This window comes from Pantoea sp. EKM101V (assembly GCF_011800325.1).
In the GTDB taxonomy this organism is placed as follows: Bacteria; Pseudomonadota; Gammaproteobacteria; order Enterobacterales; family Enterobacteriaceae; genus Pantoea; species Pantoea anthophila.
Genome location: NZ_JAALFP010000001.1, coordinates 665,896 through 680,770, shown reverse-complemented (window position 1 = coordinate 680,770; position 14,875 = coordinate 665,896). Strand labels below are relative to the sequence as shown.

General features: G+C 59.5%; 11 protein-coding genes. 7 read left to right on the top strand and 4 right to left on the bottom strand.

The window, feature by feature from the left end:
• Positions 1-154 precede the first annotated feature (154 nt).
• Positions 155-1,582: a YchO/YchP family invasin gene (locus HFD92_RS03320; RefSeq protein WP_167428278.1), complete on the top strand. Its 1,428-nt coding sequence runs from the start codon at positions 155-157 to the stop codon at positions 1,580-1,582.
• Between the two features lie 176 nt (positions 1,583-1,758).
• Positions 1,759-3,081 (top strand): PAS domain-containing methyl-accepting chemotaxis protein, encoded by a 1,323-nt coding sequence (locus HFD92_RS03315; protein WP_167428277.1) that lies wholly within the window; start codon positions 1,759-1,761, stop codon positions 3,079-3,081.
• Between the two features lie 90 nt (positions 3,082-3,171).
• Here HFD92_RS03315 and HFD92_RS03310 read toward each other — a convergent pair whose 3' ends face one another.
• From HFD92_RS03310 to HFD92_RS03300, 3 genes are all read right to left on the bottom strand, one after another.
• The gene (locus HFD92_RS03310; RefSeq protein ID WP_046101707.1) at positions 3,172-3,372 is read right to left on the bottom strand and encodes a hypothetical protein; all 201 of its coding nucleotides are present in this window, start codon (positions 3,370-3,372) and stop codon (positions 3,172-3,174) included.
• 102 nt (positions 3,373-3,474) lie between these two features.
• Positions 3,475-3,954: a MarR family winged helix-turn-helix transcriptional regulator gene (locus HFD92_RS03305; RefSeq protein ID WP_255461685.1), complete on the bottom strand. Its 480-nt coding sequence runs from the start codon at positions 3,952-3,954 to the stop codon at positions 3,475-3,477.
• 321 nt (positions 3,955-4,275) lie between these two features.
• Positions 4,276-5,820 (bottom strand): methyl-accepting chemotaxis protein, encoded by a 1,545-nt coding sequence (locus tag HFD92_RS03300; protein ID WP_046101708.1) that lies wholly within the window; start codon positions 5,818-5,820, stop codon positions 4,276-4,278.
• 407 nt (positions 5,821-6,227) lie between these two features.
• On the opposite strand from HFD92_RS03300, the gene HFD92_RS03295 reads away from it, so the two are divergent.
• Entirely contained in the window at positions 6,228-7,799 is a 1,572-nt protein-coding gene (locus tag HFD92_RS03295) for a bifunctional diguanylate cyclase/phosphodiesterase (protein ID WP_167428276.1), read from the top strand.
• Positions 7,800-7,837: 38 nt separating this feature from the next.
• Here the strand turns inward: HFD92_RS03295 and HFD92_RS03290 are convergent, their stop codons facing one another.
• Complete coding sequence (locus HFD92_RS03290) at positions 7,838-8,911, bottom strand: porin (RefSeq protein WP_276558942.1); 1,074 nt, start codon at positions 8,909-8,911, stop codon at positions 7,838-7,840.
• Between the two features lie 909 nt (positions 8,912-9,820).
• Here HFD92_RS03290 and HFD92_RS03285 point away from each other — a divergent pair.
• The 4 genes from HFD92_RS03285 to astB are packed head-to-tail and all read left to right on the top strand — an operon-like array spanning position 9,821 to position 14,860.
• Positions 9,821-11,041, top strand: a complete 1,221-nt coding sequence (locus HFD92_RS03285; RefSeq protein WP_058956582.1) for an aspartate aminotransferase family protein — start codon at positions 9,821-9,823, stop codon at positions 11,039-11,041.
• Positions 11,038-12,069, top strand: a complete 1,032-nt coding sequence (gene astA / locus HFD92_RS03280) for an arginine N-succinyltransferase (RefSeq protein WP_009090571.1) — start codon at positions 11,038-11,040, stop codon at positions 12,067-12,069. Before HFD92_RS03285 ends, astA begins: the two co-directional genes overlap by 4 nt.
• The gene (astD, locus tag HFD92_RS03275; RefSeq protein WP_167428275.1) at positions 12,066-13,535 is read left to right on the top strand and encodes a succinylglutamate-semialdehyde dehydrogenase; all 1,470 of its coding nucleotides are present in this window, start codon (positions 12,066-12,068) and stop codon (positions 13,533-13,535) included. The genes astA and astD overlap by 4 nt, the downstream gene beginning before the upstream one ends.
• Positions 13,532-14,860 carry an N-succinylarginine dihydrolase gene (astB, locus tag HFD92_RS03270; RefSeq protein WP_167428274.1) on the top strand — a complete coding sequence of 443 codons (1,329 nt, stop codon included), beginning with the start codon at positions 13,532-13,534 and terminating at the stop codon, positions 14,858-14,860. The genes astD and astB overlap by 4 nt, the downstream gene beginning before the upstream one ends.
• The last annotated feature ends 15 nt before the right edge of the window (positions 14,861-14,875 follow it).

Genomic DNA, 14,875 nt, shown 5'->3' with positions numbered 1-14,875 from the left:
TGGCCTGCCGCGCAGGCGGGCTTTTTCAGCCAGACTTTTCTGTTATATGCACATTTTGCCGCTGCTGTCCTGCATCGCCGTCACAATATGTTAAGGTAATGATTGATAATTTGGCTTTTGTTGCAGCAACGAATCAATCAATTTACCAGGTGACATGATACGGAAAACGGGTTTTCTCGCCTTAATCACGCTGTCGCTCTCCGCGATACCCGCCGCGCACGCGTTTCAGACCGACACCGCCGTGTCAGAGACGCCATTCGACGATCCCGCGCGCTACAGCGACGCCCTGCCGACCCTCGGCAGTGCCAGCGATCAGGATGAGGCGTGGAGCAAAAAGCTGGCGGCCGTCGCCAAAAGTATCGGCGAGGCGAGCAAAAACGACAGCAACGTCACGTTTGGCCAGCAGGCGGGCATCTGGGCGTTCAATCATCTGCGGGATGAGGTGGCCGAACGGGTAGAGAGCGAAGGGCAGTCGCTGCTGTCGCCTTACGGCACTGCACAGCTCGATCTGAAAGTGGACATGGACGGAAACTTCACCGGCACCGGCGGCGATCTCTTCAGCGCCCTGGCCGATGAAAACAGCCTGCTCACCTTCAGCCAGCTTGGCCTGCACGAAACTGACGATGGGCTGGTCGGCAATGCCGGACTGGGCCAGCGCTGGGAGGCGGGTAACTGGCTGCTGGGTTACAACGGCTTTGTCGACCGCACCTTCAGCAGCGGCCTGCAGCGCGCCTCGGTCGGCACAGAGGCGTGGAGCGATTCGCTGCGCCTCTCCGCCAACTACTATCAGCCTCTCTCCGGCTGGAAAAACCTGAGCGATTCCCGGCAGCAGCGGATGGCGCGCGGCTATGACATCACCAGCCAGAGCTATCTGCCGTTTTACCGGCAGCTCGGCGTCTCCGTGAGCTATCAGCGCTATCTGGGGGAGAATGTCGATCTGTTTAACAGCGGCAACCGCTATCACAACCCTTCCGCCATGTCGTTTGGTCTCTCCTACACGCCGGTGCCTCTGGTGACGCTCTCCGCCACCCACAAAACCAGCAGCGCCGGCGAGAGCCAGGATCAGCTGGGTCTGAAGCTCAACTACCGTTTCGGCGTGGCGCTGCGCCGCCAGCTTGATGCCGATAACGTCGCTGAAGCGCACTCGCTGCGCGGCAGCCGCTACGATACGGTGACCCGCAGTGAGACGCCGGTGCTCGCCTTCCGTCAGCGTAAAACCCTGTCGGTCTTTCTGGCGACCCCGCCCTGGCAGCTCAGCAGTGGCGAGAGTCTGCCGCTGAAGCTGCAGGTGCGCGCCAGTTATGCTATCCGGGCGGTGAGCTGGCAGGGCGATACGCAGGCACTGAGCCTGACACCGCCTGCCAACAATGCCGATCCGCAGGGCTGGAGTGTGATCCTGCCGCAGTGGGATCCGTCACCCGATGCCAGCAACGAATATCGCCTGTCGGTAACGCTGGAGGACAGCAAACAGCAGCGCGTGACCTCGAACTGGATCACCCTGAAGATTGCGCCACCGATGCCGATGGATGACGTGTCGCAGAACGATCGCTTCGATCTGATGGCTCCCGGCACGGCGCTGTAACCACCTCCGCGGCCTCTGCGGCGGCGTGTCCCGGCTGCTCTGACTGAGCCGGGCGGGGGCTGAAAAGCAGTAACATCATGTTGCAATCATCAGCCGCAACTATCGCAGCAATGGATAAGGCGTGACGGGAAAATGCCGATAACTACAGCAGTTCCCACTCCTTTTCGGATTTGCTGATGCGCCTGAATGTACTGAAAACTCTGCTTCCCTCTTTTATCCGTCAGCGTGGCCTGCACGCTGCCGCGTCGTTCACGTCGCTGGGCGGCGCCATGGCCGTGATTGAGTTCACCCCGGCTGGCATTATCCGCCGGGCCAGTCCGCTGTTTCTGGCGACGATGGGATACCGGGCGGAGGAGATCGTGGGTCAGCATCACCGCATGTTCTGTCCGCCTGCGCTGGTGAACTCGGCTGAATATCAGCGTTTCTGGCAGCGCCTCGCGGCAGGGGAGAGCTTCAGCGACAAATATCTGCGGCTGGCTAACGGCATGCGCCCGGTCTGGCTGGAGGCCAGCTATATTCCGGTGACCGATCGACGCGGCCGGGTGTTCAAAATCATCAAGATCGCCGCCGATATCTCAGAGAGGATGCAGTCGTCGCTGGAGAAAGAATCCATCATTAATGCGATCAGCCGCTCGATGGCGATGATCGCTTTCAGCCCTGACGGGATTGTGCTGGAGGCAAACGACAACTTTCTCCAGGCCACCGGCTATCAGGCTGCGGAGGTGGTGGGACAGCATCACCGGCTTTTCTGTTCAGCAGAACTTTCAGGGAGCGAGGAGTACCGTCAGTTCTGGGCGCGGCTGAATCAGGGTGAATTCTTTTCGGGGCAGTTTCCCCGGCTCAACCGGCGGGGCGAACCGCTCTGGCTCAGGGCGACCTACAATCCGGTCTTCAACAGCGACGGGCAGCTCGACAAAATTGTGAAGTTCGCCACCGATGTGACTGAGCAGGTGCTGCGTAATCAGCAGGAATATGACGCGGCGCTGAACGCCTGGAATATGGCGGTTCAGACGCGGGGCAGTGCGCAGGCCGGGGCCAATGTGATTGAAAACAGCATTCAGAAGATCAGCCAGATCGCTCAGGAGATGGGCGTTGTGTCGGCCGATGTCTCGCGCCTCAACAGTCAGTCTGCCAGCATCGATGGCATGGTAGAAACCATCCGGCGTTTTGCTATGCAGACCCGACTGATCGCCCTCAATGCCGCCATTGAGGCGGCGCGGGCAGGCGCCTCGGGCCGCAGTTTTGCCGTCGTCGCGGCCGAGGTGCGCACCCTGGCCGCCAGCGTCAGCAGCGCGACTGAGGAGATCGAACGGGTTGTGGCGGGCAATAACGAACTGGCGCGAGAGGTGCTGCGCGGCATTGAAACGTCGCTGGCGAGTACCGGTCAGGGAGTGAGCCTGATGCGTGAGGCGGGCGAGGTTATCGTCAGCATTCAGAAAGATTCGGAGCGGGTCGAGAGCGCTGTGCGTGAGGTTGCCCGGGCGGCACACGGCGAGTAGTCGCGCATAAAAGGCGGGCTGAACAGTCCGCCGCAACAGCGGCCCGGCAGGGCCTGCATCCCGTCAGCCTGTCGTCCGGCAGTGCGTCTGTCAGCGCACGATGGCCATCACCACCCGTAATGCATGGGTATAGATATCTCTCTGGCCGTTGACGGAGCGCGCCTCCTGCTGCCGGAGAAACGCCAGGATCTCCTCCGCGCCCGCAGGCTGGCCAGACTTCAGCAGGCTGGCGACCGCGTGGCCGACCACGGCATGCACCTCATCCATGTCGACCGGTTTATTCGTGCTCAAAGGCGACCCCCGCGCAACAGTGTTGATCAATATTTTCTGAAAGCGGTCTGCTGAGGCGATGCCGCATACACAAGCTGGCCGCCGCCCTGATGTGTGCGGCCATCATGGTAACGCCTTCACTAATTTGTCCCGCAGTGTAGCGACCTGGGCTGTCAGATCGACGAGCTCATGGCATGCCGTGTCCATCACCGAAATCATATCTGCCGGCACGCCCGCCGCCGTCACTTTAAGCTGGTGGCCCTGCTCGGTCAGGGAGACCCATACCCGGCGCTCATCCTGGCCGGTATCACGCTGGCGGCAGATCACGCCCGCACTCTCCAGCCGCTTAAGAAGCTGACTGAGCGTGCCGGAGTCGAGCCGGACGCGCGCCCCGATTTCGGAAACGGTCAGGCGATCTTTTTCCCACAGCACCAGCAGCACCAGATACTGCGGATAGGTCAGCCCCAGCGGCTTCAGCCGTGACTGATACAGTTTCGTCATCGCGAGGGAGGCGGAGTAGAGCGCAAAGCAGAGAAACTGATCGATCGTTTCCGGTGCTGCGCCAGGCGGCGTTTCACAGATCCCCGTGGTTTCATCGTTCATATGTTTACTCATTCTGAGTCGGGGGTGGGGGGCGGCATCCTGATGCGTCTCCGCTGTAAGGGCACCGCGGTTGCTCCGGGTCGGCAACCCTGGCGGCCGCCTCGCTTTACGCTGTCAGGCTCCCGCTCTGTCGGGGGCCGTTGCGGCGGGAAGAAACCGGTTCCGTTGCCCCCGGATGGAAAGGCAAACCAGTATTGAGTCAAATTAAATTGAAGTCAACCCAACCGGCAGCCACGCCGGGTGCACAACGTGCTGAAGCGGCTGCGCGTTCAGCACGTCTCCACCCGACACGTTCGGCGCGGCGTGGTCTGCCGGAGAGCGTTAAACCGTGAAGGTCTCGACCATGCCGCGCAGATCGCGCGCCTGGGCCAGCAGTGACTGCGAGGCTGACGAGGACTCCTCCACCAGCGCGGCGTTGTTCTGGGTAACCCCATCCATCTGACTTACCGCAACGCTGACCTGAGAGATACCCTGCATCTGCTCGCTGGAGGAGAGTGAGAGGTTGTCCATCGCATCGGCCAGTTCACCGACGCGGCTGACAATCTTCAGAATACGTTCACCCGTTCCCGCCGCGACGCTCACACCGCCTTCGACCTGCGTCACGGCCTGCTCAATCAGCTGTTTGATGTCACGGGCTGCTGTGGCGCTGCGCTGGGCCAGTGAACGGACCTCACCGGCAACGACCGCAAATCCGCGACCCTCTTCACCGGCGCGCGCCGCTTCCACGGCGGCGTTGAGCGCCAGAATATTGGTCTGGAAGGCGATCCCTTCAATCACCGCGGTGATATCCCGGACCCGGACCGCACTCAGCGAAATCTCCTGCATGGTCTGCGCCAGACGATGCACATCCGCTTCGCCGTCATGGGCCAGCATGGCCGCCTCGCGCGCAGAACCCGCTGTCTGCTGCGCGCCTGCGGCATTACTTTTCACCGTGGCGGTCAGCTGCTCCATACTGGCTGCGGTTTCCTGCAGGGCCGCGGCCTGCTCTTCGGTGCGTGAAGAGAGTTCCGTGTTACCCTGGGAAATCTCATCGGCCGCCAGCGCAACCGACGCCGAGGCGTCTTTAATCTGCGTGACCATGCTGCGCAGGTGTGTCTGCATGCTGTTCAGTGAGGCGAGCAGGCTTGTCGTGTCACCCGTCCGCAGCGTGACCGGCGAGGTGAGATCACCGGCCGCGATCGCTGCCGCCAGCGTCTGCGCCTGGATCGGTTCGCCGCCCAGCTGGCGCATCAGCATCCGCACAATGAATGTGCAGGTGGCGACCGCCGCCAGCAGGGAGATGACCGTCAGGATCATCAGTATGCGGGTGGTGCGACCAATGCTGTTGCCATTCTCCACGACGGTCTCCTGGCTGCTGCGCATCTCAAGCTCGGTCAGATCGTTTATCGCCTTCAGCAGGCTTTGCTGTGCCGGTCGCGCGACGTTTAACAGATAATCTGTGACCTCCTGCTGACGGTTTTCCAGCCCCAGTTTCCCCGCCGTCATCAGCGTGGAGAGGGCCGCACCCTCGCTGGACTCAATCCGCTCCATCGCTTCCCGCCCGGCCTGCCCGGCGTCCGTTTGCATCATGCGTGCCAGCGCTTCGCGGTTGCTGATGTAAAGCGCCCGCTGTTTCTGCAGGCGTTCCCACTCAGGCTGCATCGCCTTCGGATCGGTCAGCAGGGCAAGGTTGCGCACGGCAATCGCCATATCACGGACGCCGCCCCGCATATCGAGCACCGTCTGATACTTTTTCAGCCGCACATTCACCACCTCGTTCATGCCATCGCGGGCACTGTCCAGGGCGTGAATCGCTGTGCCAGCACAGATAACTAACAGCAAAATCAGTAAACCAAAACCTGCACTCAGACGCGTTGAGATTTTCATGTGTTTTTCCGGAAGGGGTCATTAGTTAAGACGGTATCGGCCGTCAGCGGCAATTCTGGAGGGTTGCTATTAACTAAATTGAGCACTATTTATTGCCGTGCTATTCAGTGACTTGCCGGGAAGAAACCCCGCAGGGGGATTAATTTATCCGGTCGGACCTGTTAAAACGCCCGCCGCTGCCGATAGATCCCTGACTGGTATGAGTGATCAGTTCTGCCCCTGCCGGTCAGGAGCGATCCTCTGCCTCACTGTCACACAGCCAGTGATAACGCCTGATTGGTACCAGGCAAAACAAAAGGGGTCATTATTGTCAGCTACGCGCAGACCGTGTTTAACCATCACGCCCCGGTTTTTTACAGAAAAATTAAAACAACACTCTGACACCTTTCATCACCAGGAATTAACGCATGCGCCTGAAACTTTTCTGGCTCGCAATGCTGAATATTGCGACCATCTTTTTACTTTCCACATTGTGGGAATATGGGCTTGAGGCGCACCTCGCTCATCTGCTCGGCCTGAGCTATAACCTGGATTTTGAAACCAGCGAACGCTTACGGTTCATCCTGACATCGACCGCTTTCGCCGGGCTGGCGATGGTGATTCCGGCGCTGCTGATTGCGGGTCTGATCCGCAAAATGCTGCTGGCCGAAAAAAATGCGCTCAGGCTGGCCGGAACCGATGCGCTGACCGGCGTACTCAATCGCCGATCGTTCAATGCGCATATCGCCGCGCTGGATGCCTGTGGGATGCCCTATACCCTGACGCTGCTTAATATCGATGATTTCAAAACTATCAACGATCTCAACGGCCATCGTCAGGGGGACACTATCCTGGTGGCGCTCGCGTCGATGCTGACCGCGTCGGCTGGCACGGAAAGTCAGGTGTTTCGCATCGGTGGCGATGAGTTTGCCCTGGTCGTGGCGGCGTCTCAGGCCGAGCAGGCGCTGCTGGAGGCCGGCAGGATCTGTGAGCATGCCTCATCCATCCGCACCGGGCCGCATACCGTTATGCACCTCTCTGCCGGTATTGCCAGTTCTGACTGTCCGGGACAGGAGGATGTGGTGCGGGCCGCCGATCTGGCGCTCTGTGAGGCGAAGCGCAATAAAGAGGCCTCTCTGGCCCGTTTCACGCCAGATATGGCGCTGCGCTTCCTGCAGCGGGAGAAGCTGGAGCATGAGGTCGCCGCCGCCGTCAGCGGGCATGCCATCGTGCCTTTCCTGCAGCCGCTGGTTTCGCTGCGCACCGGCAACATCACCGGGTTTGAGATCCTGGCGCGCTGGATCACCGCCTCCGGTCAGACGGTGGCACCCGCGCAGTTTCTGCCCGTGGTGGAGCGGCTCGGGCTGATGGACAGCCTGACCGTGGCGCTGCTGCAGGATGCCGTCAGCGCCACGCGGGCATGGCCTGCCGGGCTCGGTCTGTCGCTGAATATCACCCCGGAGCAGCTGCTGAGACCTGCGCTGACCAACTGCCTCTCCGCCATTATGCAGCAGGCCGGGCCGGTGATGCTGGAGCTCGAAATCACTGAACAGAACGTGATGGCGATCTCCGACGATGCCCGTCAGGCGATCAGACGCCTCAGGGAGGAGGGGATTGGGGTCGTGCTGGATGATTTTGGCACCGGCTACTCCAACCTGTCGGTGCTGCTGGGGCTGGGGATTACCAAAATCAAAATCGATCAGTCGTTTATTGCCGGGATCGTCACCGGGTCGGAGCAGCGCAAGGTGGTGGAAACCCTGCTGACGCTCTGTCAGGAGCTGAACGTCATCATTACCGCAGAAGGTATTGAGGATGTCTCAACGCTGAGATGGCTGAGAAAGCGCGGTTGTGACTACGGTCAGGGCTATCTCTTCAGTCGTCCGATACCGGCTGAGCAGGCTACACTGCTGCTGGCGTCGGCGGATGCAGAGGGATTCATTCAGGAAGCCGCCGTCTCCGTTATTGAGCCAGACCCGGAGGCTCAGCTGGCACAGCGATAAAAAACGGGCCCGGCAGCGTGTGCCGGGCCGCACGGGCATCAGAACTGATAGATCAGACCCACGGCCGTAATATCATCCGTGGCCAGTTTAAGCGGGTTGTTGTCTTTCAACAGGTTGATGCGGTATTCGCCATAGACCGACATATTCTTGTTGAAGTAGTAGGTCGCACCCACCGCGGTGTATTTGACAATGTCGGCGTCGCCGATATTCTCAATCTCTTTACCTTTCGATGAGACGTAACCCACAGACGGACGGAAACCATTCAGGAACTGATACTGAGCAACGGCTTCAAAGTTCTGCGCCTTGTTTGCGAAACCGTTGGTGATCGGCGTGGCGTTCAGGGTTTCACCATACATCGCGGCCAGATAAACCTGGTTCGCATCATATTTCACTGAGGTCGCCCAGTGCTGCGCTTTTTCGCCTTCACCGCGTGGGGCGGCGTTCTGCGCCGTTGTGCGATCCAGGCTGGCAAAGGCGCCGGCGAAGCTCAGGCCGAAATCGAAGTCATAAGAGGCAGAGAGGGCAAAGCCATCGCCGTTAGAACGACGAACGCCGTCGGTGTTAGCGCTGCGATCGTTTTTACCCTGATACTGCGCGGCAACGTTTAATCCCTGAACCAGGCCAAAGAAATCGCTGTTACGCCAGGTCAGCACGCCGGTTGAGCGGCCAGAGAGGAAGGCGTCGGTGTAGCCGGAATCGCCGCCAAAGAAGGGCAGCATATCGGTGTAACTCAGCGCGTCATACACCAGGCCGTAGTTACGTCCATAATCCAGCGCACCGGCTTCGCCAAACTTCAGGCCAGCGTAACCCAGGCGGGTACGGTTGCCGCTCTGCGCATCGCTGCCTTCTGAGTTGTGCAGGCTGTACTGATACTGCCAGAAACCGTAGCCGGTCAGCTGATCGGTAATCTTTGTTTCGCCTTTAAAACCCAGGCGGGAATAAGAGGAGGTATCACCGTTGTTCTTATCGTCGTCAGAAAAGAGGTGCGACACGTTAATCTTGCCGACCAGATCCAGCTTATTTCCATCCTTGTTATAAATTTCTGCGGCCTGCACTGAAGAGAGGCCGAGCAGTAACGGCATGACAGCCGCCAGTAAAGTGCGCTTCATCATCTATTCATTACCCTGTATTCATTAATTATTATGCCCCGGTTGCGGGGAGAAAAGAAAATGACACAAAAAGTTAAAATTACAAAGCGCAATAAAAGTAACAAAATGTGATATGCATATTCAGTAAAGGAAAATGCGTGTCTGAAAGACGATTAAATTCGGATGCAATAAGAATTCCTTCTGATGGGTTTTATTTTATTTAATAAAAAAGTGATGATTATCAGTGTTTAATTGGTGGTTGTTGCTTTTCTATTCCCGGCATTTTGTATGTTTTTAAATCATCATTCCCGCTGATTAAATTATGGATAAGGCATTAACGCAAATAAGCGATAAGGGTTTTATTCTAACCATTAGTCTGCGTAGTAATATCTGTTCATCTTTATTTTAAAGGTTATTTCGCTGCCAATAATCACATCGGGAATAATACAGAAGAAATCGTTTTCATTTTATTTTTCCGCATAAAAAATAATCAGGCCAGACGTCGATCTGCCCGCTTAAATGAAAAGATTCTGTTAAATCCTGGCATGTCGGCACCCTCTCTCGCTGAATACTCTGCGCCTCATCCTGCACCGTTGCGAGGCAGGCTGCGCTAAAACAGGGCACTCTTCGGGCCTTTTGCGGAGTGATTGTTTATCAGCGATCACAAAAGCGATATTTCATCCCGCGATTGCATAATTCCGCTATTTAAAACCCGGCTCTGCCGCTGCAATCAGAAAATTATTCACTATATATGCAAAAAAAGTGAATAGCAGAGGCGTGTAAATTATTGATATTGCGTCAGGGTGACGATTTTATGCAGTTAATTCTCTGGCTGGCACGTTAACTGCACTCTACAGTAGGGCTGCATTACAACATCCCTTAACAATTTTAAAACAATAGCTTTACCCGACCGGGAAAGCAGGAGAATGGGTTATGGCACTGCACGTTTCACGTCACGATTTCGATCAATGGATGATGCCGGTTTATGCACCCGCGACATTTGTCCCGGTTCGCGCGGAGGGCTCAACCGTCTGGGATCAGAATGGCAAAGACTACGTCGACTTCGCCGGTGGCATCGCCGTGAATGCGTTAGGGCATGCGCATCCGGCATTACAACAGGCGTTGCAGGAGCAGGCCGCCCGTTTATGGCACACCGGCAATGGCTACACCAATGAGCCGATCCTGCGACTGGCGAAACAGTTAATTGATGCCACCTTTGCTGACCGGGTCTTTTTCTGTAACTCCGGTGCGGAGGCCAACGAAGCGGCGCTGAAGCTGGCGCGCAAAGTGGCCCACGATCGGGTCGGCCCGGAGAAAAGTGGCATTGTGGCATTTAAGAATGCGTTTCATGGCCGCACGCTCTTTACCGTCACCGCCGGGGGACAGCCCGCTTACTCTCAGGATTTTGCGCCGCTGCCACCTGCCATCCAGCACGCCCCGTTTAATGACCTGGCGGCCGCGGCGGAACTCATTAATGACCAGACCTGCGCAGTGATTGTGGAACCCATTCAGGGGGAGGGCGGCGTGCTGCCTGCCGATCCGGCGTTCCTGCGCGGACTGCGTGAACTTTGCGACAGGCATCAGGCCGTGCTGATTTTTGATGAAGTGCAGAGCGGCGTGGGCCGCACCGGTTCGCTTTATGCCTATATGCACTACGGCGTCACACCCGATGTCCTGACCAGCGCCAAAGCGCTCGGCGGTGGCTTCCCGATTGGGGCGATGCTGACGCGCGACGATCTGGCGAGCGTGATGGGTGTCGGCACACACGGCACCACCTATGGCGGTAATCCGCTGGCGGGCGCGGTGGCCGGTAAAGTGATGGAACTGGTCAATCAGCCGGACTTTATGACGGGAGTAACAGAGCGTCACCAGTGGATCGTCTCGGCTCTGGCGGAGATCAACCAGCGTCTGCAGCTGTTTAAAGAGGTGCGCGGCCTGGGCCTGCTGATAGGTGCGGTGCTGAGCGATGCGTATGCCGGCAAAGCCAAAGCGATTAACCTGGCTGCCGCTGAGATGGGCGTCATGGTGCTGATTGCGGGCGCGAACGTGGTGCGTTTTGCCCCGGCCCTGAACATCAGCGAGCAGGAGGTGAAGCTGGGTATGGCACGCTTTGCCGAGGCCTGTGAAAGCCTGGTTCGAGGGTCCGCATCATGATGGTAATCCGTCCGGTTGAACGCGATGATTTAAGCCAGCTGATGACGCTGGCAGGCAAAACCGGCGGCGGGCTGACCTCGCTGCCGGTCGATAGCGCCACGCTTCAGGCGCGAATCGATCGATCGCTGCAAACCTGGCAGGATACGCTGCCGCGCGCTGAGCAGGGCTACGTCTTTGTGCTGGCCGACAGTGAAGATAATCGTGCGGTGGGCATCTGCGCCATTGAGGTGGCGGTGGGCCTGCAGGACCCCTGGTATAACTTCCGCGTCGGCACCCAGGTGCACGCGTCGAAAGAGCTGAACGTCTACGCCGCGCTGCCGACCCTGTCGCTGAGTAACGACCACACCGGCAGTAGCGAGCTCTGCACCCTGTTTCTCGACCCTGAGTATCGTGACGGCAAAAATGGCTATCTGCTCTCCAAATCACGCTTCCTGTTTATGGCTAACTTCCGTGACCGTTTTATGGAGCGGGTAGTCGCGGAGATGCGGGGCGTCAGCGATGAGCAGGGCCACTCACCCTTCTGGGAGAGCGTCGGCAGCCGCTTCTTCTCAATGGACTTCAGCAAAGCGGACTTCCTCAGCGGCACCGGCCAGAAAGCCTTTATTGCCGAACTGATGCCGAAACATCCGCTCTATATCGACTATCTTACCCCGGAGGCGCAGGCGGTCATCGGCCAGGTTCACCCGCAGACGGCACCTGCCCGGGCCGTACTGGAAGCGGAGGGCTTCCGCTACCTCAACTATATCGACATCTTTGATGGCGGCCCGACACTGGAGTGCGACATCGACCGCATCCGCGCCATCCGCAAAAGCCGGCTGCGCGGCGCAGAGCGGGGTGAAAATCCGGCGGATGCACCGCTCTGCCTGGTCGCCAATAACCATTACCGCCAGTTCCGTGTGGCGCTGATCCCGGCAGATGCCGACGGTGACAGCATAAAACTGACGGACGAACAGATGCGGGCGCTCCACTGCCAGCCGGGCGACAGCCTGCGGGTGGTGACGCTCTGCAAAGAGGAGAAAACAGCATGACGCACCTGATTAAGGGAGAGTGGCAGAGCGGCGAGGCAGAGCACCTGACGAAAGCGGACCCGGTGAGAGGGGAACCGCTCTGGCAGGGGCAGGCGGCTTCAGCAGAGCAGGTCACCGCCGCCTGCGAGGCGGCGCGCGCCGCGTTTCCGGGCTGGGCAACCCGCCCGCTGGCGGAGCGCCAGGCGATCATCGAAAAATTTGCGGCCGGTCTGGACGCGCAAAAAGCGGAACTGGCCGATACCATTGCGCGTGAAACCGGGAAACCGCGCTGGGAAGCGCTGACCGAAGTGGCGGCGATGATCAATAAAATCGGCTTTTCAGTGAAGGCTTACCATAGCCGCACCGGTGAACAGCAGCAGGGCGAAAGTTCCCTGCGCCATCGTCCCCACGGCGTGCTGGCGGTGTTCGGCCCCTATAACTTCCCCGGTCATCTGCCAAACGGCCACATCGTGCCGGCGCTGCTGGCGGGAAACTGCGTGGTCTTCAAACCCAGTGAGCTGACGCCGCTGACCGCCGAAAAAACCGTGCAGATCTGGCTGGCGGCAGGCCTGCCTGCCGGTGTGCTGGCGCTGTTGCAGGGCGGACGTGAAACGGGCCAGGCGCTGGCCAGCTGCAGCCAGATCGACGGCCTGCTGTTTACCGGCAGCGCCCATACCGGCTATCAGCTGCATCGCCAGTTTGCCGGTCAGCCTGAAAAGATGCTGGCGCTGGAGATGGGCGGCAACAATGCCCTGATTGTCGAGGATCCGGCGGACCTGGATGCGGCGGTCAACATCACGCTGCAATCCGCCTTTATTACGGCGGGGCAGCGCTGTACCTGTGCCCGTCGCCTGCTGGTGAAGCGCGGAGCGGCGGGAGAGGCGTTTCTGCAGCGGCTGGTAGAGGTTGCAGGCCGGCTGCAGCCGGCGGCCTGGGATGCCGAACCGCCCCCTTTTATGGGCAGCGTGATTTCAACCGGCGCGGCAGAGAAGATCATGGCGGAGTGGCAGCGGCGGATAGAGGCGGGCGGCGAGGTGCTGCTGGCGATGCGCTGGCCGGATCGCCACAGCGCGATCCTGACCCCCGGCATCATTGATATCACCGGCGTGCAGGGCATTCCGGATGAGGAGGTTTTTGGCCCGCTGCTTAATGTGATCCGTTACGACACCTTTGACGAGGCGATAGCGCTGGCGAACCAGACCCGCTACGGCCTGTCGTGTGGCCTGATCTCCCCCCTGCGCGCGCAGTTTGATCAGCTGCTGCTGGAGGCGCGGGCCGGCATCGTCAACTGGAACAAACCGCTCACCGGTGCCGCCAGTACCGCGCCTTTTGGCGGCATTGGGGCCTCGGGTAACCATCGGGCCAGCGCCTGGTACGCGGCAGACTACTGCGCCTGGCCGATGGCCTCGCTGGAGACGCCGGATCTGACGCTGCCCGCCACGCTTTCACCAGGCCTGGATTTCTCACCCTCGGAGACGTTGCTATGAAGGCCACCGAAGCGAACTTTGACGGTCTGGTGGGGTTGACCCACCACTATGCCGGGCTCTCATTTGGTAATGAAGCTTCAACCCGCAATCAGCTGCAGCCCTCGAATCCCCGTCTGGCGGCAAAGCAGGGGCTGCTGAAGATGAAGGCGCTGGCCGATATGGGGTTTGTGCAGGGGGTGATCCCCCCGCATGAGCGTCCTAATATCGCGGCGCTGCGTCAGCTTGGCTTCCGTGGCAGTGACGAGCAGGTCGTGGCGTCGGCCGGGAAAACCGCGCCGGGCTTACTCTCTGCCGCCAGTTCCGCCTCGGCGATGTGGGTCGCCAATGCGGCCACCGTGTCGCCGTCAGCCGACAGCGGTGATGGCCGGGTTCACCTGACGGTGGCCAACCTGAACAATAAATTTCACCGCGCGATGGAAGCCCCGGAAACCGCCGGGCTGCTGCGCGCCATCTTCCGCGACAGAGACCATTTTGCGGTGCACGATGCGCTGCCTCAGGTGGCGATGTTCGGCGATGAAGGAGCCGCAAATCACAACCGCCTGGGGGGCGACTATGGCGAGCGGGGCGTACAGCTGTTTGTCTATGGCCGTGACAGCAGCCATGAGGGGAAAGCCCCGCAGCGCTATCCGGCGCGCCAGACGCGCGAGGCCAGTGAAGCGGTCGCCCGTCTGCATCAGCTCTCACCTGAACACCTGCTGTTTGCGCAGCAGAATCCGGCGGTTATCGACCAGGGGGTTTTTCATAACGATGTGATCGCGGTGAGTAACCAGCAGATGCTCTTCTGCCATCAGCAGGCGTTTGTCGATCAGCCTGCACTGCTGGCGCAGCTTCGGGCACGCGTGCCCGGATTTGTGGCGCTGGAAGTGCCGGACAATCGGGTGTCGGTAAAAGATGCGGTCGACACCTATCTGTTTAACAGCCAGCTGCTGAGCCGTCCCGACGGCACCATGATGCTGGTGCTGCCGGAAGAGTCGCGTCAGCATCCGGACGTCTGGCGTTACCTGTGCGAGCAGGTGGAAGGGGATGGGCCGCTGAAGGATCTGAAGGTGTTTGATCTGCGTGAAAGTATGTACAACGGCGGTGGGCCAGCCTGCCTGCGTTTGCGGGTGGTGCTGACGCCTCAGGAGCAGCAGGCCGTCAATCCCGCCGTGCTGATGAACGATCGGCTGTTCGCCGCCCTGAACAGCTGGGTTGACCGCCACTACCGCGATCGGCTGACCCAGGCCGACCTGGTGGATCCGCAGCTGCTGCGGGAGGGTCGTGACGCGCTGGATGAACTGACGAAGCTGCTAGACTTAGGAAATGTGTATGCATTTCAGCAGTGAAGGCGATGGCAGCAC

Coding starts and splice junctions, on each gene's coding strand:
- HFD92_RS03295 (WP_167428276.1), top strand. CDS start 6,228: ATGCGCCTGAAACTTTTCTGGCTCGCAATGCTGAATATTGCGACCATC.
- HFD92_RS03285 (WP_058956582.1), top strand. CDS start 9,821: ATGGCACTGCACGTTTCACGTCACGATTTCGATCAATGGATGATGCCG.
- HFD92_RS03305 (WP_255461685.1), bottom strand. CDS start 3,954: ATGAACGATGAAACCACGGGGATCTGTGAAACGCCGCCTGGCGCAGCA.
- HFD92_RS03290 (WP_276558942.1), bottom strand. CDS start 8,911: ATGATGAAGCGCACTTTACTGGCGGCTGTCATGCCGTTACTGCTCGGC.
- HFD92_RS03315 (WP_167428277.1), top strand. CDS start 1,759: ATGCGCCTGAATGTACTGAAAACTCTGCTTCCCTCTTTTATCCGTCAG.
- astA (WP_009090571.1), top strand. CDS start 11,038: ATGATGGTAATCCGTCCGGTTGAACGCGATGATTTAAGCCAGCTGATG.
- astD (WP_167428275.1), top strand. CDS start 12,066: ATGACGCACCTGATTAAGGGAGAGTGGCAGAGCGGCGAGGCAGAGCAC.
- astB (WP_167428274.1), top strand. CDS start 13,532: ATGAAGGCCACCGAAGCGAACTTTGACGGTCTGGTGGGGTTGACCCAC.
- HFD92_RS03320 (WP_167428278.1), top strand. CDS start 155: ATGATACGGAAAACGGGTTTTCTCGCCTTAATCACGCTGTCGCTCTCC.
- HFD92_RS03300 (WP_046101708.1), bottom strand. CDS start 5,820: ATGAAAATCTCAACGCGTCTGAGTGCAGGTTTTGGTTTACTGATTTTG.